The sequence below is a fragment of the Klebsiella sp. CN_Kp073 genome (assembly GCF_040065495.2).
Classification (GTDB): domain Bacteria; phylum Pseudomonadota; class Gammaproteobacteria; order Enterobacterales; family Enterobacteriaceae; genus Klebsiella; species Klebsiella aerogenes.
Map to the genome: position 1 here is coordinate 3,201,703 of NZ_CM198051.1, position 22,894 is coordinate 3,224,596.

General features: G+C 55.3%; 23 protein-coding genes. 2 read left to right on the forward strand and 21 right to left on the reverse strand.

The annotated features are described in order from the left end of the window. Nucleotides 1-9: 9 nt before the first annotated feature. From nagZ to yceD, 19 genes are all read right to left on the reverse strand, one after another. Nucleotides 10-1,020: a beta-N-acetylhexosaminidase gene (nagZ, locus tag ABLV66_RS15570; RefSeq protein ID WP_161801943.1), complete on the reverse strand. Its 1,011-nt coding sequence runs from the start codon at nt 1,018-1,020 to the stop codon at nt 10-12. Between the two features lie 23 nt (nt 1,021-1,043). After that, a complete protein-coding gene (gene thiK / locus ABLV66_RS15575) occupies nt 1,044-1,871 on the reverse strand; it encodes a thiamine kinase (RefSeq protein ID WP_213797669.1) in 828 nt (275 codons plus the stop codon). Beyond that, entirely contained in the window at nt 1,852-2,490 is a 639-nt protein-coding gene (gene lpoB, locus ABLV66_RS15580; RefSeq protein WP_161801944.1) for a penicillin-binding protein activator LpoB, read from the reverse strand. The genes thiK and lpoB overlap by 20 nt, the downstream gene beginning before the upstream one ends. 21 nt (nt 2,491-2,511) lie before the next feature. Next, entirely contained in the window at nt 2,512-2,886 is a 375-nt protein-coding gene (locus ABLV66_RS15585) for a YcfL family putative periplasmic lipoprotein (RefSeq protein WP_045393699.1), read from the reverse strand. Nucleotides 2,887-2,890: 4 nt separating this feature from the next. Then, nucleotides 2,891-3,247, reverse strand: coding sequence for a purine nucleoside phosphoramidase (gene hinT / locus ABLV66_RS15590; RefSeq protein ID WP_047046872.1), 357 nt, complete (start codon nt 3,245-3,247; stop codon nt 2,891-2,893). Nucleotides 3,248-3,503: 256 nt separating this feature from the next. After that, complete coding sequence (gene ptsG / locus ABLV66_RS15595; RefSeq protein ID WP_045393695.1) at nt 3,504-4,937, reverse strand: PTS glucose transporter subunit IIBC; 1,434 nt, start codon at nt 4,935-4,937, stop codon at nt 3,504-3,506. 296 nt (nt 4,938-5,233) lie between these two features. After that, nucleotides 5,234-6,028, reverse strand: coding sequence for a metal-dependent hydrolase (locus ABLV66_RS15600; protein ID WP_047046875.1), 795 nt, complete (start codon nt 6,026-6,028; stop codon nt 5,234-5,236). Between the two features lie 10 nt (nt 6,029-6,038). Continuing rightward, entirely contained in the window at nt 6,039-7,043 is a 1,005-nt protein-coding gene (holB, locus tag ABLV66_RS15605) for a DNA polymerase III subunit delta' (protein ID WP_047066461.1), read from the reverse strand. Continuing rightward, nucleotides 7,040-7,681: a dTMP kinase gene (gene tmk / locus ABLV66_RS15610; protein WP_348877148.1), complete on the reverse strand. Its 642-nt coding sequence runs from the start codon at nt 7,679-7,681 to the stop codon at nt 7,040-7,042. The genes holB and tmk overlap by 4 nt, the downstream gene beginning before the upstream one ends. After that, on the reverse strand, nt 7,671-8,693 hold the full coding sequence (gene yceG, locus ABLV66_RS15615; protein ID WP_047046881.1) for a cell division protein YceG: 1,023 nt from the start codon (nt 8,691-8,693) through the stop codon (nt 7,671-7,673). Before yceG ends, tmk begins: the two co-directional genes overlap by 11 nt. Before the next feature lie 2 nt (nt 8,694-8,695). Then, nucleotides 8,696-9,505: an aminodeoxychorismate lyase gene (gene pabC / locus ABLV66_RS15620; RefSeq protein WP_049060031.1), complete on the reverse strand. Its 810-nt coding sequence runs from the start codon at nt 9,503-9,505 to the stop codon at nt 8,696-8,698. A gap of 128 nt (nt 9,506-9,633) precedes the next feature. Further along, nucleotides 9,634-10,875, reverse strand: a complete 1,242-nt coding sequence (gene fabF, locus ABLV66_RS15625) for a beta-ketoacyl-ACP synthase II (RefSeq protein ID WP_015705037.1) — start codon at nt 10,873-10,875, stop codon at nt 9,634-9,636. Nucleotides 10,876-10,963: 88 nt separating this feature from the next. Then, nucleotides 10,964-11,200, reverse strand: a complete 237-nt coding sequence (gene acpP, locus ABLV66_RS15630) for an acyl carrier protein (protein WP_000103754.1) — start codon at nt 11,198-11,200, stop codon at nt 10,964-10,966. Nucleotides 11,201-11,410: 210 nt separating this feature from the next. Next, the gene (gene fabG / locus ABLV66_RS15635; protein ID WP_348877149.1) at nt 11,411-12,145 is read right to left on the reverse strand and encodes a 3-oxoacyl-ACP reductase FabG; all 735 of its coding nucleotides are present in this window, start codon (nt 12,143-12,145) and stop codon (nt 11,411-11,413) included. A 12-nt stretch (nt 12,146-12,157) separates the two neighbouring features. Beyond that, a complete protein-coding gene (fabD, locus tag ABLV66_RS15640) occupies nt 12,158-13,087 on the reverse strand; it encodes an ACP S-malonyltransferase (RefSeq protein ID WP_045393679.1) in 930 nt (309 codons plus the stop codon). Between the two features lie 15 nt (nt 13,088-13,102). Next, the gene (locus tag ABLV66_RS15645) at nt 13,103-14,056 is read right to left on the reverse strand and encodes a beta-ketoacyl-ACP synthase III (protein ID WP_045393676.1); all 954 of its coding nucleotides are present in this window, start codon (nt 14,054-14,056) and stop codon (nt 13,103-13,105) included. Nucleotides 14,057-14,109: 53 nt separating this feature from the next. Beyond that, entirely contained in the window at nt 14,110-15,210 is a 1,101-nt protein-coding gene (gene plsX / locus ABLV66_RS15650) for a phosphate acyltransferase PlsX (protein ID WP_088389843.1), read from the reverse strand. A 146-nt stretch (nt 15,211-15,356) separates the two neighbouring features. Beyond that, nucleotides 15,357-15,530 carry a 50S ribosomal protein L32 gene (gene rpmF, locus ABLV66_RS15655; RefSeq protein WP_000290724.1) on the reverse strand — a complete coding sequence of 58 codons (174 nt, stop codon included), beginning with the start codon at nt 15,528-15,530 and terminating at the stop codon, nt 15,357-15,359. A 16-nt stretch (nt 15,531-15,546) separates the two neighbouring features. Then, the gene (gene yceD / locus ABLV66_RS15660) at nt 15,547-16,068 is read right to left on the reverse strand and encodes a 23S rRNA accumulation protein YceD (RefSeq protein ID WP_015705036.1); all 522 of its coding nucleotides are present in this window, start codon (nt 16,066-16,068) and stop codon (nt 15,547-15,549) included. Nucleotides 16,069-16,209: 141 nt separating this feature from the next. Between yceD and ABLV66_RS15665 the strand changes: the two genes are divergently transcribed. After that, complete coding sequence (locus ABLV66_RS15665; protein WP_047046888.1) at nt 16,210-16,794, forward strand: Maf family protein; 585 nt, start codon at nt 16,210-16,212, stop codon at nt 16,792-16,794. 40 nt (nt 16,795-16,834) lie between these two features. Here the strand turns inward: ABLV66_RS15665 and rluC are convergent, their stop codons facing one another. After that, the gene (gene rluC / locus ABLV66_RS15670; RefSeq protein ID WP_072251500.1) at nt 16,835-17,788 is read right to left on the reverse strand and encodes a 23S rRNA pseudouridine(955/2504/2580) synthase RluC; all 954 of its coding nucleotides are present in this window, start codon (nt 17,786-17,788) and stop codon (nt 16,835-16,837) included. Between the two features lie 825 nt (nt 17,789-18,613). On the opposite strand from rluC, the gene rne reads away from it, so the two are divergent. Then, nucleotides 18,614-21,829 (forward strand): ribonuclease E, encoded by a 3,216-nt coding sequence (gene rne / locus ABLV66_RS15675; protein ID WP_348877150.1) that lies wholly within the window; start codon nt 18,614-18,616, stop codon nt 21,827-21,829. A gap of 38 nt (nt 21,830-21,867) precedes the next feature. On the opposite strand, the gene ABLV66_RS15680 is transcribed toward rne, so the two are convergent. Then, nucleotides 21,868-22,806, reverse strand: a complete 939-nt coding sequence (locus ABLV66_RS15680; RefSeq protein WP_045393662.1) for a LysR family transcriptional regulator — start codon at nt 22,804-22,806, stop codon at nt 21,868-21,870. Nucleotides 22,807-22,894 lie beyond the last annotated feature (88 nt).

Consider the following 22,894-nt stretch of genomic DNA (forward strand, 5'->3'; position numbering starts at 1 on the left):
TCAGGTTAATTACGCAGACTTCGCTTCTTGCCAGCGCGCATGGAGCGCCTCCAGCTGTGCGTTGACCGTCTGCCAACGCGCGGAATCTCGCAGTTCCTGACGGGTAAATGAACCTTTATGATACAATTTTGTAACACGCTCTGCTTTGATCGGGGACAGGTTATCCAATACGCTCACCGCGCCTTTACGATTATTGCAGACCAGGATCATATCGCAACCGGCATCGAGCGATGCCTGCCCACGTTCAGCATAGCTGCCCATGATCGCCGCTCCCTCCATCGACAGATCGTCAGAGAAGATGACGCCGTCAAAGCCCAGCTCGCCGCGCAACACCGTCTTCAGCCAGTATTCGGAACCACTGGCCGGACGCGGATCGATATCAGGATAAATCACGTGCGCCGGCATAATCGCATCCAGCCGTTGTTCATCGATCAGACTTTTGAACACCGCCATATCTTTGGCGCGAATTTCCGCCGCCGGACGCGGATCAATCGGCGTCTCTTTGTGTGAATCCGCCGTCACCGCGCCGTGGCCAGGGAAGTGTTTACCGGTGGTTTTCATGCCCGCAGCATGCATACCGTCAATGAAATGGCGAGCCATCGCCAGCGCCTTTTGCGGGTCTTCATGCCAGGAGCGTTCGCCGATCGCGGCGCTGATATGGCCGACATCCAGCACCGGCGCAAAGCTGATATCAATATCCATAGCGATCATTTCACTGGCCATCAGCCAACCGGCTTCTACGGCAAGCTTACCGCCCTCTTCCATCCCCAACAGCGCCGCAAAAGACTGCGCGGCGGGCAGGCGAGTAAAACCTTCGCGGAAACGCTGCACGCGCCCGCCTTCTTGATCAACCGCCACCACGAGATGATTCCGCGAGGCCGCGCGGATTTGGCGTACCAGTTCACGCAATTGCGCCGGATCGTGGTAGTTGCGGGTAAACAAAATTAAGCCGCCAACCAAAGGATGAGCCAGAATCTCACGCTCTTCCGCATCCAGTTCAAAACCTTCGACATCCAACATTACCGGACCCACACAGACCTCTCTTATCCTTTGTTTTCTGTTTCTAACTGACGCCATGTCGCATCCGCCAGCGTAATAAATTGCCGGTCGCCGCTCTGCTGCCAGCGCCGTTCATACCATCCCGCCATCAGCATGAGCACCCACGGTCGCCAGCGTTGTATTTGCCGCCGCAGCTGTCGCTCATCAAGCTGCGCGAGCCGTGAATAGTCTTTAAGCAGCTGGCAACGCGTAGGGGCATCGCACCATACCGCTGCCAGTTCAAGCGCGATATCGCCGTCTCCGGCATACTCCCAGTCAATCAAGCGCAGGCCGTCGTCGCGGTGAATGATATTGCCGGCGTGGACGTCCATATGCAGAGGCGCCAAACGCAACGGCTGTGGTTCTCGCCGGCGTAATAACCGTTTCTGCCAGCGTAACCACAAAATCGTACGCCGGGCCGGATCGCACTGCTGCCAGTACAATTCAAGTAATGGCGCCAGCTCGACACGCCAGCCAAAACGCGGCTGTTGATGCAGATGATACAATAAGCCGGTAAGTGAAGGGCACTCCGGCAGCGCGCTTTTCACCTCCCCTGCGCAATACTCCACCACCATCCAGCACGGCGAAAAGAATACCGGTGCCGGCGACAGCGTCGCGGGGAGGCGCTGAAGCGCGCGGTACTGGCGTAAAAAATGGCTGAGCGGCGCCTGCGGATCGTGCGGCTGGCGCAGCACCAGCCGGCGGACGCCATCGCTGATAATACAGCTGCCGCCGCTAAGACCATTTTCAGTCAGCGCGGCGACAGGTGAATAGCGGGGGAAAAAGCGCGACAAGAGCTCGTCGCGCGTAAGCTTATTGTTGCTGAACCGCACCTTTGCCTGACCAGATAATCTCGCCGGACTGCACCAGCATCAGTTGCATTTTCAGCTCCGGCGAGTTGACGTTACCGGTGGCATTCGAGTACAGCACGTACTGAGCGCCAACGGTGCGCGCAATTCCCATCGCTTTGCTGCGGCTGCCGAGACTATCCTGCGGCGAAAGGCCTAATTGTTGTTTCGCTACGGAGAGCTGCTGCGGGGAGACCAGCGTAAACTTGCCGTTGCCCGCCAGCGCATTGCGCAGCGCGGAGGTCGCTTCAGACGCGTTCAGCGATCCGTTGGTACGGTTATTGACGCTATCCACCAGCAGAATACTGCCCGCGTTCACGCCGCCCGCCTGCAGCATCTGGCCGATCATCGGTTGCACAGCGCCGTCCCAGTTGTAGTGGCGCACGCGCGGCGCAGGCTGAGAGGGCTGTGAAGGCTGCTCGCTGCCGTGTTCGATTGGACCCGGCTGCGTTGGCACCGTCGGCACGGCAGGCACCGTCGGCTGCGGCTGCGCAGGTTGTTCCGGCTTCGGCTTGGCCTCCTCGACTGGCGCAGGTTCATTACGTTGTCCCACACAGCCTGCCAGGAATATCGCCAGTGCAGTGATTAACGCATAGCGACACATTTTAATCATTATGATGACCTCTTAGAGATAAAGATAAAGGCGGGCTTTGTGCGCCCCGAGAATATTTGCACTGCCGTAGAGCACAACGGACGAGTGGGCGGGAACCGTCACGCTTCGCGCAGGTTCCAACGGATGCATCTCCAGCCCATGAGCGTCATACCAGAAAAAACGGTAGTGCACGGTAATGGGCTGTTGCCGTTCGTTAAATAATCTTGAGGTAGCGGTGGCCTGAATTTCCGAGGCGGTGACCGACGGTGGATCGGCGCTGATACCCGCCGCCAGAACGCTGGATTCCATCACCAAAGTCTGCTGTTCGCCAACCGGAATTTCCGGGCGCGAACTACATCCGGCCAGCAGCGCCGCCAGAATCAAAACGCCTGAATAAGCAGCGCGCATCGGTTTAGCCTTTATGCGCCAGCATCGGGCCTAACGGACGTCCGCCCAGCAGGTGCATATGAATATGGTAGACTTCCTGGCCGCCGTGGCGGTTGCAGTTAACGATAAGGCGGTAGCCGTCATCAGCCAGGCCTTCATCACGGGCAATCCTGGCCGCGACGGTCATCATACGGCCCAGCGCCAGTTCGTGCTCGCTCGTAACGTCGTTCACGGTCGGAATCAGGATATTCGGGATAATCAGAATATGAGTCGGCGCCTGCGGAGAGATATCGCGAAAAGCGGTGACCAGCTCATCCTGATAAACAATATCCGACGGGATTTCCCGGCGAATGATTTTGCTGAAAATCGTTTCTTCTGCCATGACTGATTCCTTATTAGTTTTATACCGTGCTCCGGCCTGCCTCTGCAGATAAACACGAATGCACAGGATCAGCTAAGAGTATGAGCGACTTCCTCCCTCTCTTTCAACCTGAATGCAGTTTTTCTTATTCAACTATAGACTTAGCTGCTGAGGGAATAAGCATTTCTCCCCATTTTCCTGCCATTGCCAACAATGAGCAGAATACCGACGTAAAAAAGGCAGCCATTTGGCTGCCTTAGTCTCCCCACACTACGTCTTAGCTGTTGCGGATGTATTCATCCATTTCGGTTTTCAGGTTATCGGACTTGGTACCGAAAATGGCCTGAACGCCAGAACCTGCAACAACTACGCCAGCAGCACCCAGTTTTTTCAGACCAGCCTGATCAACTTTCGCTACGTCAGCCACGCTCACGCGCAGACGAGTAATACATGCGTCGAGGTTAGTGATGTTCTCTTTACCGCCGAAAGCAGCAATCAGAGCTGGGGCCATTTCACTGGTAGCGGCGCCTTTGCTGTCTTCAGTGGCATCTTCACGACCCGGAGTTTTCAGGTCAAGCGCTTTAATCAGCACACGGAAGACTACGTAGTACACGATCGCGTAGCAAATACCGACAATCGGGAACAGCCACAGCTTGCTGCTGTTGCCGGACAGAACGATAAAGTCGATCAGACCGTGAGAGAATGAAGTACCGTCACGCATACCCAGCAGGATACAGATCGGGAATGCCAGGCCTGCAAGAATCGCGTGAATGATATACAGGATCGGCGCAACGAACATGAAGGAGAACTCGATCGGCTCGGTAATACCAGTCAGGAACGAGGTCAGCGCAGCGGAGATCATGATACCACCGACTTTGGCGCGGTTCTCTGGTTTAGCAGAGTGCCAAATCGCGATAGCTGCAGCCGGCAGGCCGTACATTTTGAACAGGAAGCCGCCAGACAGTTTACCCGCAGTCGGGTCGCCGGCCATGTAACGCGGGATGTCGCCGTGGAACACCTGACCTGCAGCGTTGGTGTATTCACCAATCTGCATCTGGAAAGGTACGTTCCAGATATGGTGCAGACCAAACGGTACCAGGCAGCGCTCAATGAAGCCGTAGATACCGAACGCCACAACCGGGTTCTGGTAAGCCGCCCATTGAGAGAAGGTCTGGATGGCGGAACCGATCGGCGGCCAGATGAAGGACAGGATCACGCCGGTGAAGATAGCGGCGAGACCAGAGATAATCGGCACAAAGCGCTTGCCCGCGAAGAAGCCGAGATATTCAGGCAGCTTGATACGGTAGAAGCGGTTGAACATGTAGGCTGCAATCGCACCGGAAATAATACCGCCAAGCACGCCGGTATCAGCCAGGTGTTTCGCTGCGATTTCCTCAGCAGGTAAATGCAGAACCAGCGGCGCGACTACCGCCATGGTTTTCACCATGATGCCGTAAGCTACGACTGCAGCCAGTGCGGATACACCGTCGTTATTGGTGAAGCCAAGCGCAACACCGATTGCGAAGATCAGCGGCATATTGGCGAAAACTGAACCGCCTGCTTCTGCCATGACGTGGGAAACCACGGCAGGCAGCCAGCTGAAGTTGGCAGAACCGACGCCCAGCAGAATACCTGCGATAGGCAGTACGGATACTGGCAGCATCAGCGATTTACCGACCTTCTGCAGGTTAGCAAATGCATTCTTAAACATAATTGAGAGTGCTCCTGAGTATTTGGTACTTTTTTACGTTTTCACGCATTGGCCCGGGGGGAGAACCGTGCCGTGGACAGGACATCTAAGCGCCCTTTATTTATTACACAGAGTAAAATAATTAACGCGGAGATTGTTTGACGGCTATCACGTTTCATTCAGTCAACATATAAAAATTTACACTGATTTACATAATGTGTATCTGTATGTTGCAGAAATGCGTTCACCGCCTCTGTCGCGGCGGTGAACTTTACTCGCTTTGAGTATTAATTACGAGCCTTAAAATAATAGAAAGATCAGGCAGGTTGCAGTCTGGCAGGGTCGATGTGGAACAAGCTGGCAAAGTTTTCGGTGGTTTGTTGCGCAAGTTGCTCCAGCGACACGCCCTTCAAGACCGCCATGTATTCGGCGACATCACGCACCATCGCCGGCTGATTCTCTTTACCGCGATGCGGTACCGGCGCCAGATAGGGCGAGTCGGTCTCTACCAGCAGGCGATCGAGCGGCACATAACGCGCTGCATCTCGCAGCTGTTCGGCATTACGGAACGTGACGATACCGGAAAACGAAATATAGAACCCCATATCGAGCAGTTTACCCGCGGTCTCTCTATCCTCTGTGAAACAGTGTAGTACGCCACCGCAATCCGTCACGTTTTCTTCCTGCAAAATTGCCAGCGTGTCGGCGCGCGCATCACGGGTATGCACAATCACCGGTTTATTTAATTCGCGGCCAATGCGAATATGCTGACGGAAAGACTCCTGCTGGCGCAGTTTGGTTTCCGGGGTATAGAAGTAATCGAGCCCGGTTTCCCCCATCGCCACTACGCCCTCTTCCGCCGCCAGCGTACGCAGCTCCTCATAGTCATACGCTTCATCCTGGTTCAGGGGATGCACGCCGCAAGAAAAGACAACGTCATCGCGCTGGCCGATTAATTCACGCATCCCGCGGTATCCCGGCAGCGTCGTGGCGACCGCCAGGAAAAACCTGACATCACGCGCGGCGGCTTTCGCCAGAACATCATCGACGTCTTTATGCAACGTTTGATAATCCAGGCCATCAAGATGGCAGTGGGAATCGACTAAAAACATATTCTTATTCTCAGAGATGCGAGACGGGCAGAACCGCCCCGGGTTGCAGGTAATGTTCCCAGCGCAGAAGGCGCTCGGTGAGCAGCAGTTCGCGATTGACGCCGACCACGCTCAGCAACTGTTCGCGACAGGCGCTAACATCGCGCGTGATAGCCTCAAGACGTGGGCCCGAAAGTGTTTGCGCCAGCTGGTTAACCAGCGTCCAGGCATCCGGATTACTCAGAAGCGAAATGCCCTGCTGCCTTTTTTGCGCATCCAACAGCAGCGATGCCAGCCAGTGCAGGCGCACCGGAGCCTGTTCGTGATTCAGAACCGGTAATAATGACAGCCAGTCGCCGCTGGTTAACGCGCTCGCTAGCGCCTGGCAAAGCTGTTGTCGCGGCGCCCAGTTGGCTTCTTGCAGTAACGCCAGCGCTGCCGCGGGTGCGTTAGCGCTGAGGCGCAGCGCTGCCAGTAAAGCATCTTGTGACATTGTCACTTCGCGCTCTAACCACCCTAATGCCCAGGCTTCAGAAGGCGGAGCAAGGTGATATGAGAAGCACCGGCTACGCAAGGTGGCGAGTAGACGCGCCGGCTCCTGACAGGCCAGGAAAAACCAGGTGTTTTCCGGCGGCTCTTCCAGCGTCTTCAGCAAAGCATTCGCGGCAGCATCGGTTAACAACGTCGCATCGTTGATCCACACCACCTTCGCGCCGCCAAGACGCGCGCGCTCATAGAGTTTTTCAGTGATGCCGCGCACCGCATCGATGCCTAGCGCGCTCTTGCCTTTCTCCGGGACAAGCGTGTAGTAATCAGGATGGGTGCCGGCCTGCATAAGCTGACAGCTATGGCAATGGCCGCAACTTTTATGCCCCTCCGGCTGACGGCACATCAGGAATCGGCATAATGCGTAGATAAGCGCATCGCCCCCCATTCCTGGCAACGCCTGCAGTAATAACGCATGGTGACCCCGTCCTGCCTGATAACCAGCGACTAGCTGCTCGAAGGACGGGCGTAACCACGGATACCATTTCATGCGCGCTGCTCCGCAACCCATTGCGTGACAACCGCGCGAATGTCGCGCTCAACCGCTTCCAGCGGCTGCGTCGCATCCACGGTGCGGATAGTCGGATCCTGCGCCGCCAGCTCAAGGTAGCGCGCGCGGGTACGATTAAAGAAATTCATCGACTCCTGCTCGATACGATCCAGATCGCCGCGCGCGCGCGCGCGCTTGAGGCCGACCTCCGGCATCACGTCAAGATAGAGTGTTAAATCAGGGCGGAAATCGCCGAGCACCGCATCGCGTAGCGTCGCCAGCATTCGCTGATCGATACCGCGTCCGCCGCCCTGGTAGGCCTGAGTTGAGAGATCGTGACGGTCGCCAATGACCCATTGACCGCGGGCCAGCGCCGGCTTGATAACGGTTTCGACCAGCTGTACGCGGGCGGCGTAAAACATCAGCACTTCCGCTTTATCGTTAATGACTTCATCGCCGGTAGACTGGATATCCAGCACCAGGCTGCGCAGTTTTTCAGCCAGGATGGTACCGCCCGGCTCACGGGTAAACACCATATCGCGGATACCCAGCTGTTCGAGTGTCTCAACGACCAGATTGCGTGCGGTCGTTTTCCCCGCCCCTTCCAGGCCTTCGATGACGATATAGTTACTGCGCATGTTTTTCCTTAAGTACTTTTAAATAGTCCTGAACCGAACGGTTATGGCTGGCCAGATTAGTATTGAACGTATGGCCGCCTTTTCCGTCGGCAACAAAATAGAGGTACGGCGTTTTCGCCGGATGCGCGGCCGCATTGAGAGACGCTTCGCCCGGCACGGCGATTGGCCCTGGCGGCATACCGCTAATCACATAGGTGTTATAAGCGGTCGGCGTCTCCAGATCTTTACGCGACAGTTTACCATTATAGCGCTCTCCCATGCCGTAAATTACGGTAGGGTCGGTCTGCAAACGCATGCCAATGCGTAGACGGTTGATAAAGACCGACGCCACGCGATCGCGCTCGGCAGGAACCGCGGTCTCTTTCTCAACGATAGAGGCCATGGTCAGTAACTGGTTTTGATCTTTATACGGTAGATTATCCGCCCGCCCTTCCCAGGCTTTCGCTACCGCAGCGACCATTTTCTGGTGCGCGCGTTTAAGAATGGCGATATCGCTGGTATTGGCGGTGTACATCCAGGTATCCGGCCATAACCAACCTTCAACCCAATCGGCGTGCTCAAGACCCAGCGCTTTGGCCACCGTTTCGTAACTGTCGTCTTCTAAAGTGTGCTTCACATACGGCGCATCGCGCAGCTGACGCAAATAGTCGCTAACGCGCATCCCTTCAACAAACCGTAGCGGGAATTGCGCTTCTTTACCGCTCGCTAAAAGCTGCAGCATCTCGCGCACCGTCATTTGCGGTGTGAAGCGATAGGTACCCGCTTTGAAATGAGAAAGTTCAGGTTCGACGCGCAGCAGCCACTGGAATACGCGTGGACGATTAATGATTTTATCGCCATACAGCTGCTGACCAAGCACCACTCGCCCGGTTCCTGGCTCAAGGGTAAAGATGGTCTCTTCTTTAATAAGCAACTTACTATCTGCCAGTTGGCGGACTTTCCACATACCTGCCGCTGCGGCAATACCGAACACCACGACTAACAGCAGGACAAAACGTAACATTTTCTTCATGACTAACCAGGCAGCTCACACAATGGGGCTAAAAAATGGTAAAGATCGCGTTCAGACCAACAGACGTCATCCCAACGACAAACCGGTACCAGCGGCATAAGCGCATTGCAAATCAGCACTTCATCGGCATCGCGCAGTACATCAGGGCGCATGGATACTTCGACAACCTCAAAAGAAGAACGTGCCAACATAGCCATACAGTGCTGGCGCATAATGCCATTAACGCCCGCCTGATCGAGGCGCGGCGTGAACACCTGGCTTCCTTTACGCCAGAACACATTCGCGGCACAGCATTCCGTAAGCCACCCGTCGCTGTCAAGAACCAGCGCCTCATCGGCGTCCGTCTGCTCAAGATGAGAACGAATTAAGACTTGTTCGAGGCGATTAAGATGTTTGAGCCCCGCCAGCGAAGGATTGCGCCCCAGGCGGATCGGGCTTAACGCCAGAGTTATTCCCTCTTCTCGCCAACGCGCATAATGCGCGGGGAAAGACGACACACTCATCATGCGGGTAGGTTGAATGCATCCGCTCGCGCTATATCCCCGACCTCCTGAACCACGCGTAATGATCACCTTGAGGACGCCTTCACGATGCGACTTTGCGAGTTCTTGCATCTCTGCGGCCAGCATTTGCCACGCAGTAAAAGGAATAAAGAGTTTTTCGCACGTATCCTGCAAACGGGCCAAATGGGCATTGAAGAAGGCTATCTGACCGTTGATGATTCGTGAGGTGGTAAAACAGCCATCACCGAATTGAATAGCACGGTCGTTAGCTGCCAGTACACTCTGCTCGACACCATTTATCAAGAACATAGGGGGCTCCTCTCACCGGTGGCACAGTGTCTCAGGATAAAAAGCAGAGAACAAGCGGAGAAAACCGAATAAAAAAAGACCCGCCAGGCGGGTCTTTTCGTCAACGCTGAACCAGCATTAGCGGTTGATTATACTTTTTTGAAGATAATCGAACCGTTAGTACCGCCAAAGCCGAAGGAGTTACACAGGGTGTATTCCATACCGGAAACCTGACGCGCTTCATGAGGAACGAAGTCGAGGTCGCAACCTTCATCCGGGTTATCCAGGTTGATGGTCGGCGGAACCGCCTGATCGCGCAGCGCCAGAATAGAGTAGATAGACTCTACTGCGCCAGCCGCGCCTAACAGGTGGCCGGTCATGGATTTGGTGGAGCTCACCATCACGCGGCTTGCCGCATCGCCAAACACGGATTTCACCGCCTGGGCTTCTGCTTTATCACCGGCTGGCGTCGAAGTACCGTGGGCGTTGACATAGCCAATCTGGCCCGGTTCAATCGCCGCATCGCGAATGGCGTTAACCATCGCCAGCGCAGCGCCAGCGCCATCTTCCGGTGGAGACGTCATATGGTACGCATCGCTGCTCATACCAAAACCGACGATCTCAGCGTAGATTTTCGCGCCGCGTTTTTTCGCATGCTCGTACTCTTCCAGCACGACCATACCGGCGCCGTCGCCCAGCACAAAGCCATCACGCTCTTTATCCCACGGACGGCTTGCCGCCTGCGGGTTATCATTGCGGGTAGACAGCGCGCGCGCAGCGCCAAAGCCGCCTACGCCCAGCGGCGTACTCGCCTTCTCTGCACCACCGGCAACCATCGCGTCGGCATCGCCGTAAGCGATAATACGCGCCGCGTGGCCGATGTTATGTACGCCTGAAGTACACGCGGTCGCGATGGAGATACTCGGTCCACGCAGACCAAACATGATGGTCAGATGACCGGCCACCATGTTAACAATTGTGGACGGTACGAAGAACGGGCTGATCTTCCGCGGTCCGCCATTTACCAGCGAACTGTGGTTTTCTTCGATCAAGCCGAGGCCACCAATACCGGAACCGATAGCGGCGCCGATGCGGGTTGCGTTTTCTTCCGTCACTTCAAGGCCAGAATCCTGCATGGCCTGAACGCCAGCGACAATTCCATATTGAATGAAGGCATCCATCTTGCGCTGTTCTTTGCGCGAGATGATATCATCACAGTTAAAATCCTTTACTAAGCCAGCAAATTTCGTTGCATAGGCGCTAGTATCGAAATGGTCGATCAGGCTGATGCCACTCTGACCGGCAAGGAGAGCTTTCCAGGTAGACTCTACGGTATTGCCGACAGGAGACAACATGCCCAGTCCGGTCACAACTACACGACGCTTAGACACGGTTGTCCTCCAGGGAGGGAAAATAGATTCTTGTGGGACAAAAAAAGATAAAACTCAGGCGGTCGAATGACCGCCTGGAGATGTTCACTTACGCCTGGTGACCGTTGATGTAATCAATGGCAGCCTGAACGGTGGTGATTTTCTCAGCTTCTTCGTCCGGAATCTCAGTATCAAACTCTTCTTCCAGAGCCATTACCAGCTCAACGGTGTCAAGAGAATCAGCGCCCAGGTCTTCAACGAAGGAAGCATTGTTGGTAACTTCTTCCTGCTTAACGCCCAGCTGTTCGCCGATAATTTTCTTAACGCGTTCTTCGATAGTGCTCATACTCTTAAATTTCCTATCAAAACTCGCTTTCGCGATGGTTTTCGTAGTGTATAAAATGTTGAAAAATTTGCAACTAAATCCCGGCAGGTCTTACCACGATTTTACGCTATTTTGCGGCTGTTTGCCCTAATAACGCAAATGATTTCGCACAAAACAGTACCCGCAAGCGTGCAGACTGCGCGCTTCCTGAACATTTTGCGCAAATCTCGGTCAGACCATATACATCCCGCCATTGACGTGCAGGGTTTCACCAGTGATGTAACCCGCTTCGTCAGAGGCTAAGAATGCAACCGCGCTGGCGATTTCATTTGGGGAGCCAAGGCGCCCCGCAGGAACTGCAGCCAGCGTACCCGCACGCTGCTCATCGGTCAGCGCACGCGTCATGTCCGTTTCAATAAAGCCCGGAGCAACAACGTTTACAGTAATACCGCGAGACGCAACTTCACGTGCCAGTGACTTACTGAAACCAATCAGACCCGCTTTCGCCGCAGCGTAGTTAGCCTGACCAGCATTTCCCATGGTACCAACCACAGAACCGATAGTGATAATACGCCCATGACGCTTTTTCATCATAGCGCGCATTACCGCTTTTGACAGACGGAATACAGATGACAGGTTGGTTTCGATAATATCGTTCCACTCATCATCTTTCATTCGCATTAACAGGTTATCACGAGTAATCCCGGCATTATTGACCAGGATGTCAACTTCGCCAAACTCTGCGCGAACATTTTCCAGAACAGATTCAATAGATGCCGGGTCGGTCACATTCAACATCAGACCTTTACCGTTGGCGCCTAGATAGTCGCTGATCGCCTGCGCACCGCTTTCGCTGGTGGCAGTACCGATAACGTTCGCGCCGCGCGCGGCGAGGGTTTCAGCGATTGCACGGCCGATACCGCGGCTTGCACCGGTAACCAGCGCGATTTTTCCTTCAAAACTCATGGTATTCCTCTTTTATTGCTCAAGCGCCGAAGACATCGCAGCCGGCTCGTTGAGCGCAGAAGCAGTCAGGGTGTCAACAATACGTTTGGTCAGGCCGGTGAGGACTTTACCCGGACCCATTTCATACAGGTGCTCGACGCCCTGAGATGCCATAAACTCAACGGTCTTAGTCCACTGAACCGGGCTGTACAGCTGACGAATCAGCGCATCGCGGATAGCATCCGGCGCGGTTTCACACTTCACGTCGACGTTATTCACGACCGGAATCGTCGGCGCGTTAAAAGTGATTTTCTGCAGTTCAACCGCCAGTTTTTCTGCGGCAGGTTTCATCAGCGCGCAGTGGGACGGTACGCTGACCGGCAGCGGCAACGCGCGTTTGGCGCCTGCGGCTTTACACGCGGCGCCTGCACGTTCAACGGCTTCTTTGTGCCCGGCGATAACCACCTGGCCCGGAGAATTGTAGTTCACCGGCGAAACCACCTGCCCTTGCGCAGATTCCTCACAGGCTTTCGCAATGGACGCATCGTCGAGACCAATAATTGCAGACATCGCGCCGGTGCCTTCCGGTACCGCTTCCTGCATGAATTTACCACGCAGTTCAACCAGACGAACGGCATCAGCGAAATTGATAACGCCTGCGCAGACCAGCGCAGAGTATTCGCCAAGGCTATGACCGGCTAACAGCGCCGGCGCTTTACCGCCCTGCTGCTGCCATACGCGATATAACGCGACGGAGGCGGTCAGCAGCGCCGGTTGCGTTTGCCAGGTTTTATTCAGTTCTTCTGCCGGGCCCTGTTGGGCAAGCGCCCACAGATCGTAACCCAACGCTGCGGAAGCTTCGCCGAAGGTCTCTTCAATCACAGGCCAGGTCGCGGCCATATCTGCCAGCATACCGACAGCCTGAGAGCCCTGTCCGGGGAACACAAAAGCAAATTGCGTCATGTTTAAATCCTTATACTAAAAACGAACCAGCGCGGAACCCCAGGTGAAACCACCACCAAAGGCTTCCAGCAGAATCAACTGGCCGCGTTGAATACGGCCATCGCGCACGGCTTCGTCGAGCGCGCAAGGAACCGAAGCAGCAGAGGTATTACCGTGACGATCGAGCGTGACCACCACGTTATCCATCGACATCCCCAGCTTTTTCGCCGTCGCGCTGATGATACGCAGGTTAGCCTGGTGCGGGACCAGCCAATCCAGCGCCGAGCGCTCAAGGTTGTTGGCCGCCAGCGTCTCGTCAACGATATGCGCCAGTTCGGTGACCGCGACTTTAAACACTTCGTTGCCGGCCATCGTCAGATAAATCGGGTTTTCCGGCTCAACGCGATCGGCATTCGGCAGCGTTAACAGGTCGCCGTAGCGGCCATCGGCGTGCAGATGCGTAGAGATAATGCCCGGCTCTTCGGAAGCGCCAAGCACCACCGCGCCCGCGCCGTCGCCGAAGATAATGATCGTGCCGCGATCGGTTGGATCGCAGGTACGCGCCAGCACATCAGCGCCGATCACCAGCGCATAATCGACGGCGCCGTTTTTCACGTACTGATCGGCGATGCTCAAGGCATAGGTAAAGCCCGCGCAGGCGGCTGCGACGTCAAACGCCGGGCACCCTTTTACCCCCAGCATAGATTGAATCTGGCACGCAGAGCTCGGGAAGGCATGCGTACCCGAGGTGGTCGCAACAACGATCAGACCAATTTGCTCCGGGTTGACATTCGCCATTTCCAGCGCTTTCTTTGCGGCTTCGAAGCCCATCGTAGCAACTGTTTCGTTCGCTGCGGCAATACGGCGTTCACGAATACCTGTACGCGTGACAATCCACTCGTCAGTCGTTTCAACCATTTTTTCCAGGTCGGCGTTAGTACGCACTTGCTCAGGCAGGTAGCTGCCGGTGCCAATAATCTTTGTATACATGTACGCTCAGTCACTCTTGGGTAATATACCCGCGTTGTTAAAACCGCAGGGCGTCAGTCGTATCCGTTGGTCCCGGTGTGCTGTCGGGCATTCCCGTTACCGCTGCTGCTCCCTGGCAGTTCAAAACCTGCTGGGTATAACGATTCCAGGCGAGCGGCGATCCGCTGTGGAACTTGCCGCTGCACCGCCTGCACTGCCTGCTCTATTGCGACGCAAAATGCGCGCTGATTGGCAGCGCCATGACTTTTGATCACAGAACCGCGCAATCCTAACAGACAGGCGCCATTATACTGGTCGGGGTTGAGGTGACTGAATCGCCTGCTTAGGCTTTTTTGTAACCAACGCTTTAATAAAATCAGCCACCACGACCTTTTTTTTCCCTCTCCCTGTGATTTCAGCAGCGAAAGGAACATTCTGACAACACCTTCCATCGTCTTTAATGTGACGTTGCCGGTGAATCCATCACAAACCAGAACATCCGTTTTCCCCGTCAGCAACTCGTTAGCTTCAAGGTAACCAATATAGTTGAACGACGGCAGCTTTTTGAGAATCGCCGACGCATCACGGATGCTGTTGAGGCCTTTCATCTCTTCTTCGCCGATATTCAACAGCGCAATGCGCGGATTTTTAATCCCCACGACTTCTTCAGCTAACACCGCGCCCATCACCGCGAACTGCACCAGCATCGTGCTATCGCAATCGACGTTGGCGCCTAAATCCAGCACCACCGTTTTGCCCTTTTGCTGATGCGGCAGTACCGTCACCAGCGCCGGGCGCTCAATCCCCTCAATGGGCTTGAGCAATAATTTCGCGAGCCCCATCAGCGCGCCGGTATTTCCCGCGCTAACGCAGGCTTCGGCTCGGCCCTCTTTCACCAGCTCCAGCGCCAGGCGCATCGAGCTTCCGCGACTACTGCGGATAGCCTGTGCGGGTCGCGCATCACTGGCAATAACTGACTGTGCAGGAATAATCTGCAATCGCGAACGTTGTTCGAAATCAGCTTTGGCAAGTAATGGCGTGATGGCGTCGGGGTCGCCGACTAAAAGAAGAGTGAGTTGCGAATTAGAGTTCAGTGCCTGCAGTGCTGCAGGCACTGTCACGGATGGGCCAAAATCGCCCCCCATGACATCTAACGCCAGGGTTAGACGTGTCAAGGTCTCGTCGCTGCCCGGTTCGGTTATTCCCCAGTTACCCGGGGAGATCCTCACTAAGCTTCACCACGCTTTTACTCTTGTCTTTCACGTTGCAAGGACGTTAGGTACGTTTTCTTGCAACGTGAAATCCACGGAGTAAGGCGTGATTACTTAGCGATTACCTTGCGACCGCGGTAGAAACCGTCGGCAGTGATGTGGTGACGCAGGTGTTTCTCACCAGAAGTTTTGTCTACAGACAGGCTGGTGACTGCGGTCAGAGCGTCATGGGAACGACGCATGCCACGTTTGGAACGGGTTGGTTTATTCTGTTGTACGGCCATGGACCTTACTCCTCAATTACTTATGCTTTAAGCTGGCTAATACGGCAAATGGGTTTGGTTTTTGTGCCTCTTCAGGCAGTTCGCCAAAGACCATGTCCGCGTCGGACACTTCACAGTGTTCAGAATCATGCACCGGAACTACCGGCAAGGAAAGAATGATTTCATCCTCAACCATCGCCTGCAGATCGATTTCACCGAATTCGTTAACCTCAATCGGCTCATACGCTTCCGGTAGTGCTTCTGCCTGTTCGTCATTTCTGACAGGGCTGAAACAATACGTTGTGTGGACATGATGAGGGAACGGTTTCCCGCAACGCTGACATTCGAGGGTTACCGACACCTTCGCATCACCGGTAATAACGGCGAGACGCTGGTTATCGATAGCGAACGACATGCTGCATTCCACATCACTGTCCACGCTGACGACTGAATCGGCGACACGGCCAACCTGATCACGGGCGTAGATACCCTCGTAATCAAGGCGTTTTTGAGCCGTGCGAACCGGATCGAGAGTCAGGGGTAATTTTACCTTTTGCATAGGGCGCGCATATTAACTTTGTAATGTCATAGAGTCAAAGAAAAAGGCAGCCTCAGGTTGCCTTTTGCCATTTATTCGCACACATTGCGGCGCATAGTTTAAAATGATGCTCTGCGAAGCGCTATATGTGGATGAAAAAATATGTCTAATCTTCTCCTGGCCTCAACCTCGCCGTGGCGGCGAATGCTGCTGGAAAAACTCTCGCTGCCATTCGAATGCGCGGCGCCGGAGGTTAACGAAACGCCTCTGCCCGGCGAATCCGCCCGCCAGTTGGTTACGCGTCTGGCGCAAGCCAAAGCCCAGGCGCTGGCATCCCGCTTCCCTCAACACCTTATTATAGGTTCCGATCAGGTTTGTGTCTTAGACGGCGACATCACCGGTAAACCGCACACTGAAGAAAATGCCTACCGTCAGCTACGCAAGGCCAGCGGCACGATTGTCACTTTTTATACCGGGCTTGCGCTCTATAATTCGGCCAACGGACACCTGCAAACGGAATGCGAACCTTTCGACGTCCATTTTCGTCATTTAAGCGATCAGGAGATCGAGGCCTATATCCGTAAAGAGAACCCTCTGCAGTGTGCCGGCAGTTTTAAAAGCGAAGGCTTAGGCATCACGCTATTTGAACGACTGGAAGGACGCGACCCTAATTCACTGGTGGGGCTACCGCTGATCGCGCTATGCCAGATGCTGCGCCGGGAAGGCTTTAACCCCCTGCTTAGCTAGCTATTAAAGAAAGCGGCGGAGTATGAATCCGCCGCTGTGGTTATTTGCTATTGCGCAAAACCTGCAAGCAGTGCTTCAGTTGATTATCCAACGGCGCTTCAATACGCATTACTTCACCGGTGCCTGGATGAGTGAACTTCAGCGCTGCGGCATGCAAAAACAGGCGGTTTAACCCCGTCCCTGAAAGCTGCTTGTCAAATTCGCGATCGCCATAGCGATCGTCAAAAGCGATGGGATGTCCCGCATACTGCGTGTGAACGCGAATCTGGTGCGTACGCCCGGTAACCGGGCTACAACGCACCAGGGTGGCAAACGCGTAACGCTCTTCCACTTTAAAGCGCGTTTCGGACGGCTTACCTTCCTGACTCACGCGCACGATGCGCTCGCCGCTCTGCAGGATATTTTTCAGCAGCGGCGCTTGTACCGCCTTGGTGTGCGACTGCCACTGACCGCGGACCAGCGCCAGATAATCCTTCTGCATCCCTTTCTCACGCAGCTGCTCGTGAAGCGAGCGAAGCGCCGAGCGTTTTTTCGCCACCAACAGAACGCCGGAGGTATCCCGGTCAAGACGGTGAACCAGCTCCAGGAAGCGGGCCTCGGGGCGTAGCGCCCGCAGCCCTTCAATCACGCCGAAGCTCAGACCGCTGCCGCCGTGTACCGCGGTGCCGGAAGGCTTGTTGAGCACCAGGATATGATCGTCTTCATAGAGGATCACATCCGACAACGCCGCCACCTTTTGTAGATGCGGCGAAACGGCCTCTTCTTCGCGCTCGGCGACCCGCACCGGCGGGATACGCACTTCATCGCCGTCTTCCAGTTTATATTCCGGCTTGACGCGCTTTTTGTTCACCCGCACCTCGCCTTTACGCAGGATGCGATAAATCATGCTCTTCGGTACGCCCTTAAGTTGCGTACGCAAAAAGTTGTCGATACGTTGCCCCGCTTCATCGGCGGAAATGGCAACCATTTTTACGGTTGGAGTCTCAGTTTTCATGGTCGGCGATTCTAAATAGCCGAGGGCATTAGCGCCACTCATTTTTATATGCTTATATTTATCAGTATCCGGATTTCATCGCATGCTTCATCGGCGTTTTGTTTGTTATTAGAACAATCTGTAGACGCTGGTGAAAAAACTGTGAGTAACCCGGTGATAAAAGGTAAAAGTGAACTTGCTATAACAAGGTTAGCAATGGAATAATGAAGCCGTTTTCCGTGTTGACACTTGTTAGAACAAGAAATTAGCGGAATGACCAATTTTGTCTGACCGATCATCCACGCAGCAATGGCGTAAGACGTATTGATCTTTCAGACAGTTAGCGGGCTGCGGGTTGCAGTCCTTACCGGCACAGGCTCTATAAGATTTTTGCGTGGCAGGACGGCGACGACTCCGGGACTACCGGGAGTTCATCTGAATCCTCCGATTGAGGTGAACAGGTTAAGCCATTACCCCTGCGACGTGAGAGACGATGAGAATATACGCAACATCGTTTGAGGTGCGTCAAGGCTGCAAAAGAGAGAATCTTCAGTCGGTTGTACACGCAATCGATTGAAGTGAACAAGCGCGGCCAACGCGAAATCACTTAAAGGATGAAGTGTATAAATGGAATATTCTCTGGTGATACATCCCAGGCTGTTCCCCTGAATAATTGCGCTGTGTTTCCGTTTGAAACACAGGCGACCGACACTCTGCGCCTCTTAAGCGCGCGACAACCGTGAGGTTGGCGACGTGAACCAGACTCGAGGCCATCGGTTTTCACCCGGTAAGGCGTTACTCTGCCCGTAGCTTAGTCGTCAATGTAAGAATAATGAGTAAGTTACGATGAAAAGAATGTTAATCAACGCAACTCAGCAGGAAGAGTTGCGCGTCGCTCTTGTTGATGGGCAGCGCCTGTACGACCTGGATATCGAAAGCCCCGGGCACGAGCAGAAAAAAGCGAACATCTACAAAGGCAAAATCACTCGTATTGAACCTAGCCTTGAAGCCGCGTTTGTCGATTACGGCGCTGAGCGTCATGGTTTCCTCCCCCTCAAAGAAATTGCCCGCGAATACTTCCCTGCCAATTACAGCTCTCATGGTCGTCCTAACATTAAGGATGTTCTGCGTGAAGGTCAGGAAGTCATTGTTCAGATTGATAAAGAAGAGCGTGGTAATAAAGGCGCTGCGCTGACGACCTTCATCAGCCTGGCCGGCAGCTACCTGGTACTGATGCCGAATAACCCTCGCGCCGGCGGTATTTCGCGCCGTATCGAAGGTGACGATCGTACCGAGCTGAAAGAAGCGCTGGCGAGCCTTCAGTTGCCGGACGGCATGGGTCTTATCGTACGTACCGCGGGCGTCGGCAAATCCGCTGAAGCGCTGCAGTGGGATCTGAGCTTCCGCCTGAAGCACTGGGAAGCGATTCAGAAAGCCGCTGAGAGTCGCCCTGCTCCGTTCCTGATCCACCAGGAAAGTAACGTTATCGTACGTGCCTTCCGCGACTATCTGCGCCAGGACATCGGCGAAATCCTGATCGATAACCCGAAAGTGCTTGAGCTGGCGCGCCAGCATATCGCCGCCCTCGGTCGTCCGGATTTCAGCAGCAAAATCAAACTGTACACCGGTGAAATCCCGCTGTTCAGCCATTACCAGATCGAATCCCAGATTGAATCCGCGTTCCAGCGTGAAGTTCGCCTGCCTTCCGGCGGCTCTATCGTTATCGATAGCACCGAAGCGCTGACCGCTATCGACATCAACTCCGCTCGCGCGACCCGCGGCGGCGATATCGAAGAAACGGCGTTCAATACTAACCTCGAAGCGGCTGACGAAATTGCGCGCCAGCTGCGTCTGCGCGACCTTGGCGGCCTGATCGTTATCGACTTCATCGATATGACTCCGGTGCGCCACCAGCGTGCGGTTGAAAACCGCCTGCGTGAGGCCGTTCGTCAGGACCGCGCGCGTATCCAGATCAGCCACATATCTCGCTTCGGCCTGCTGGAGATGTCCCGCCAGCGTCTGAGCCCGTCGCTGGGCGAGTCCAGCCACCACGTGTGCCCACGCTGTAGCGGCACCGGTACCGTGCGTGACAACGAATCGCTGTCGCTCTCTATCCTGCGTCTGATTGAAGAAGAAGCACTGAAAGAGAACACCAAAGAAGTCCATGCGATCGTTCCGGTACCTATCGCTTCCTATCTGCTTAACGAAAAACGTGCCGCAGTCAGCGCGATTGAAACCCGTCAGAGCGACATTCGCGTCATCATCGTCCCGAACGATGAGATGCAAACCCCGCACTACTCCGTGCTGCGCGTGCGTAAAGGCGAAGAGACCTCAACCCTGAGCTACTTGCTGCCGAAACTACACGAAGAAGAGATGGCGATGCCGTCCGACGATGAACCAGCTGAACGCAAGCGCCGTGAAGAGCCAGCTCTTGCCGCTTTCGTGATGCCGGATGCGCCGCCAGTACCGGTACAGGAAGAAACCGCAGCCGCACCGGTCGCAGCGAAAGCCGCCGCCGCTCCAGCCGCAAAAGTAGCAACGCCTGCCCAGCCTGGCCTGCTGTCCCGTTTCTTTGGCGCTTTGAAAAACATTTTTGCTGGCGCAGAAGAAGCCAAACCGGCGGAAGTCAAGGCTGAGCAAAAAACAGAAGAGAAACCGGAACGTCAGCAAGAGCGTCGTAAACCGCGTTCTAATAATCGCCGCGATCGTAATGACCGTCGTGATAACCGCGATAATCGCGATAACCGTGACAATCGCGATAATCGCGGAGAAAACGCGGAAGGTCGCGAATCTCGTGAGGAAAACCGCCGTAATCGCCGTGAGAAACAGCCGCAGAACGCTGAACAGCGCGAATCACGTCAAACCGCTGGCAATGAGGCTGATAACAGTAAATCTCGCGATGAGCAGCAACAACCGCGCCGTGAACGCAACCGTCGTCGGAATGATGACAAGCGCCAGGCACAGCAGGAAGCAAAATCTCAGTCCCGCGAAGAACCGGTAGTTCAGCAGGAGACCGAGCAGGAAGAACGCGTTCAGAGCATGCCGCGTCGTAAGCCGCGTCAGCTGGCGCAGAAAGTCCGCTTTGAATCCGTAGAAACCGAGCAGGTTGTCGAAGCCGTTGCCGAGCAGCAGGTGGAATCCACTTCGCCGCGTACCGAACTGGCAAAAGTCGATCTGCCGGCCGTCGTTGAAACTGCCGCTGAGCAGGATGAAAACGGCGACGCTCGTGAATCTAACGGTATGCCGCGTCGTTCACGTCGCTCTCCGCGCCACCTGCGCGTAAGCGGCCAACGTCGCCGTCGTTACCGCGATGAGCGTTATCCGACCCAGTCGCCGATGCCGCTGGCTATCGCCTGCGCGTCGCCTGAGCTGGCATCAGGTAAAGCGTGGATCCGTTATCCGATTGCTCGCGTGCAGGATCAGCTGCAGGAAGAGTTACCGGTGCAGGAAACCAGCAGCGTTGAGCCTATCATCACGCCAGTCGTCGCGGAGACTATCGCTCCGGTTGTCGTTGCGGAAACCGTCGCAGCTGAAACTGTCGCACCGACAGTGACCAGCGAACCGACCGCAGAAGCAAGCGTAGCTGAAGCCCCGGTTGCCGAAGAAACGGCAGTGGTTGAAGAGACTGCAGTTGTAGCAGAAACCGTTGCGCCGCAGGCAGAGGTCAGTGCGCCAGCAGAGGCCGTTGTCGAAGAAACTGAGACCACGCCAGCTCCGGTGACTGAAGAAACCGACACTGTGCAGCCAACAATTGCCGCAGAAGAAACCGCTGTTGTCGAAGAAACAACCGTTACCGCAGCTGAAGAAACCGCGCCGGTTGTTGAACCGACGCCGGTCGTCAGCGCCGCGCCAGTGGTAAAAGCGCAACCGGCAACCACCGCAACTCGACACGCGACCGCGCCGATGACCCGCGCCCCGGCGCCGGAATACGTGCCGGAAGCGCCGCGCCAAAGCGATTGGGTTCGCCCACCGTTTGCCTTTGAGGGTAAAGGGTCCGCAGGCGGCCATAGCGCTACTCATCAGGCCACGGCGGAAGCGACTCGCCCGCAACCTGTAGAGTAACGGTGCACGACTAAAAAACCGGCCAACTGGCCGGTTTTTTATTTGTTCTCGTCCGGGCGCTGCATCCCCGCCACCTGCGGCATCACTTCGCGCATCAAATCGAGAAACTTGCGCAGCCGCGTTGGGTAATAGCGCGCCCAGGGATAAACCAGATGCACCGGCAGCGGCGAAGCCCGCCACTGCGCAAACGGCTCAATCAGCCTGCCTGCCGCAATATCCTCCTCCACCGCCCAGCTGGAAACAATTGCCGCACCCAACCCCGCCAGAGCGGTATTACGCGCAACGTAGACGCTATCGGTACTCAGACAAGGGACGATCGGGAAACTCATCAACTGCCCGCCCACCTGATGCTGTAGCGTGACTTCATGCTGGTAAAAGGTGCTGATAGCGACCCAGGGCAGCGCGGAGAGCGCCTGCGGTTCGCCGAGTTCCGGATGGCGCGCCAATAGCTCAGGCGCAACCACCAGGCTGCGGGGAACCACAGCCAATAGTACCGAGACGGTTGACGGATCCACTTCCGCACCAACGCGGATCGCGCAATCAATATTATCGCTAAGAAAATCGACGGTTTTATCATTCAGCATCCACTCAACGGAAAGCTCAGGATAACGCTGCAGAAAGCTAACCAGCGGGCCCAGCAGCTGCTGTTGGCCAAAAGCGTGCGGCGCCCGCACCCGCAGCACGCCAACCGGACGGTCTTCCTCGATGCGTAGATCATCTTCCAGCGCCAGCCAGCTGTCCACCAGCCGCCGCGCATGTTGATAGCAGCGCTCGCCGTCATCGGTTAGTTTCATCGCATGGGTCGTGCGCAGAATAAGCCTTGCGCCGAGTAACGTCTCCAGCGACTGCAAGCGTCGGCTAACGGTCGCCTGAGTCGTACTCATCTGCAGAGCCGCCGCCGAGAGCGAACCCGCTTCGACGATGCGAATAAACGTCCGCATCAGCTCAATCCGATCTATACGCTCTTGTTTCTTCATTTATATTTTGCCTATACGTGCTACGTATAACCGTTTTACCACTACCCTATCTTCCGCGCCAGTCTGCTTCGGGGAACAATAGCGCCAA

What these genes read in the sequence shown, in the direction of transcription:
- ABLV66_RS15665 (WP_047046888.1), top strand. Translation starts at nt 16,210, where the DNA reads ATGTCTAATCTTCTCCTGGCCTCAACCTCGCCGTGGCGGCGAATGCTG.
- ptsG (WP_045393695.1), bottom strand. Translation starts at nt 4,937, where the DNA reads ATGTTTAAGAATGCATTTGCTAACCTGCAGAAGGTCGGTAAATCGCTG.
- ABLV66_RS15600 (WP_047046875.1), bottom strand. Translation starts at nt 6,028, where the DNA reads ATGTTTTTAGTCGATTCCCACTGCCATCTTGATGGCCTGGATTATCAA.
- pabC (WP_049060031.1), bottom strand. Translation starts at nt 9,505, where the DNA reads ATGTTCTTGATAAATGGTGTCGAGCAGAGTGTACTGGCAGCTAACGAC.
- fabD (WP_045393679.1), bottom strand. Translation starts at nt 13,087, where the DNA reads ATGACGCAATTTGCTTTTGTGTTCCCCGGACAGGGCTCTCAGGCTGTC.
- ABLV66_RS15585 (WP_045393699.1), bottom strand. Translation starts at nt 2,886, where the DNA reads ATGCGCGCTGCTTATTCAGGCGTTTTGATTCTGGCGGCGCTGCTGGCC.
- yceD (WP_015705036.1), bottom strand. Translation starts at nt 16,068, where the DNA reads ATGCAAAAGGTAAAATTACCCCTGACTCTCGATCCGGTTCGCACGGCT.
- ABLV66_RS15680 (WP_045393662.1), bottom strand. Translation starts at nt 22,806, where the DNA reads ATGAAGAAACAAGAGCGTATAGATCGGATTGAGCTGATGCGGACGTTT.
- holB (WP_047066461.1), bottom strand. Translation starts at nt 7,043, where the DNA reads ATGAAATGGTATCCGTGGTTACGCCCGTCCTTCGAGCAGCTAGTCGCT.
- rpmF (WP_000290724.1), bottom strand. Translation starts at nt 15,530, where the DNA reads ATGGCCGTACAACAGAATAAACCAACCCGTTCCAAACGTGGCATGCGT.
- hinT (WP_047046872.1), bottom strand. Translation starts at nt 3,247, where the DNA reads ATGGCAGAAGAAACGATTTTCAGCAAAATCATTCGCCGGGAAATCCCG.
- acpP (WP_000103754.1), bottom strand. Translation starts at nt 11,200, where the DNA reads ATGAGCACTATCGAAGAACGCGTTAAGAAAATTATCGGCGAACAGCTG.
- rluC (WP_072251500.1), bottom strand. Translation starts at nt 17,788, where the DNA reads ATGAAAACTGAGACTCCAACCGTAAAAATGGTTGCCATTTCCGCCGAT.
- nagZ (WP_161801943.1), bottom strand. Translation starts at nt 1,020, where the DNA reads ATGTTGGATGTCGAAGGTTTTGAACTGGATGCGGAAGAGCGTGAGATT.
- lpoB (WP_161801944.1), bottom strand. Translation starts at nt 2,490, where the DNA reads ATGTGTCGCTATGCGTTAATCACTGCACTGGCGATATTCCTGGCAGGC.
- fabG (WP_348877149.1), bottom strand. Translation starts at nt 12,145, where the DNA reads ATGAGTTTTGAAGGAAAAATCGCGCTGGTTACCGGTGCAAGCCGCGGT.
- tmk (WP_348877148.1), bottom strand. Translation starts at nt 7,681, where the DNA reads ATGCGCAGTAACTATATCGTCATCGAAGGCCTGGAAGGGGCGGGGAAA.
- yceG (WP_047046881.1), bottom strand. Translation starts at nt 8,693, where the DNA reads ATGAAGAAAATGTTACGTTTTGTCCTGCTGTTAGTCGTGGTGTTCGGT.
- ABLV66_RS15645 (WP_045393676.1), bottom strand. Translation starts at nt 14,056, where the DNA reads ATGTATACAAAGATTATTGGCACCGGCAGCTACCTGCCTGAGCAAGTG.
- rne (WP_348877150.1), top strand. Translation starts at nt 18,614, where the DNA reads ATGAAAAGAATGTTAATCAACGCAACTCAGCAGGAAGAGTTGCGCGTC.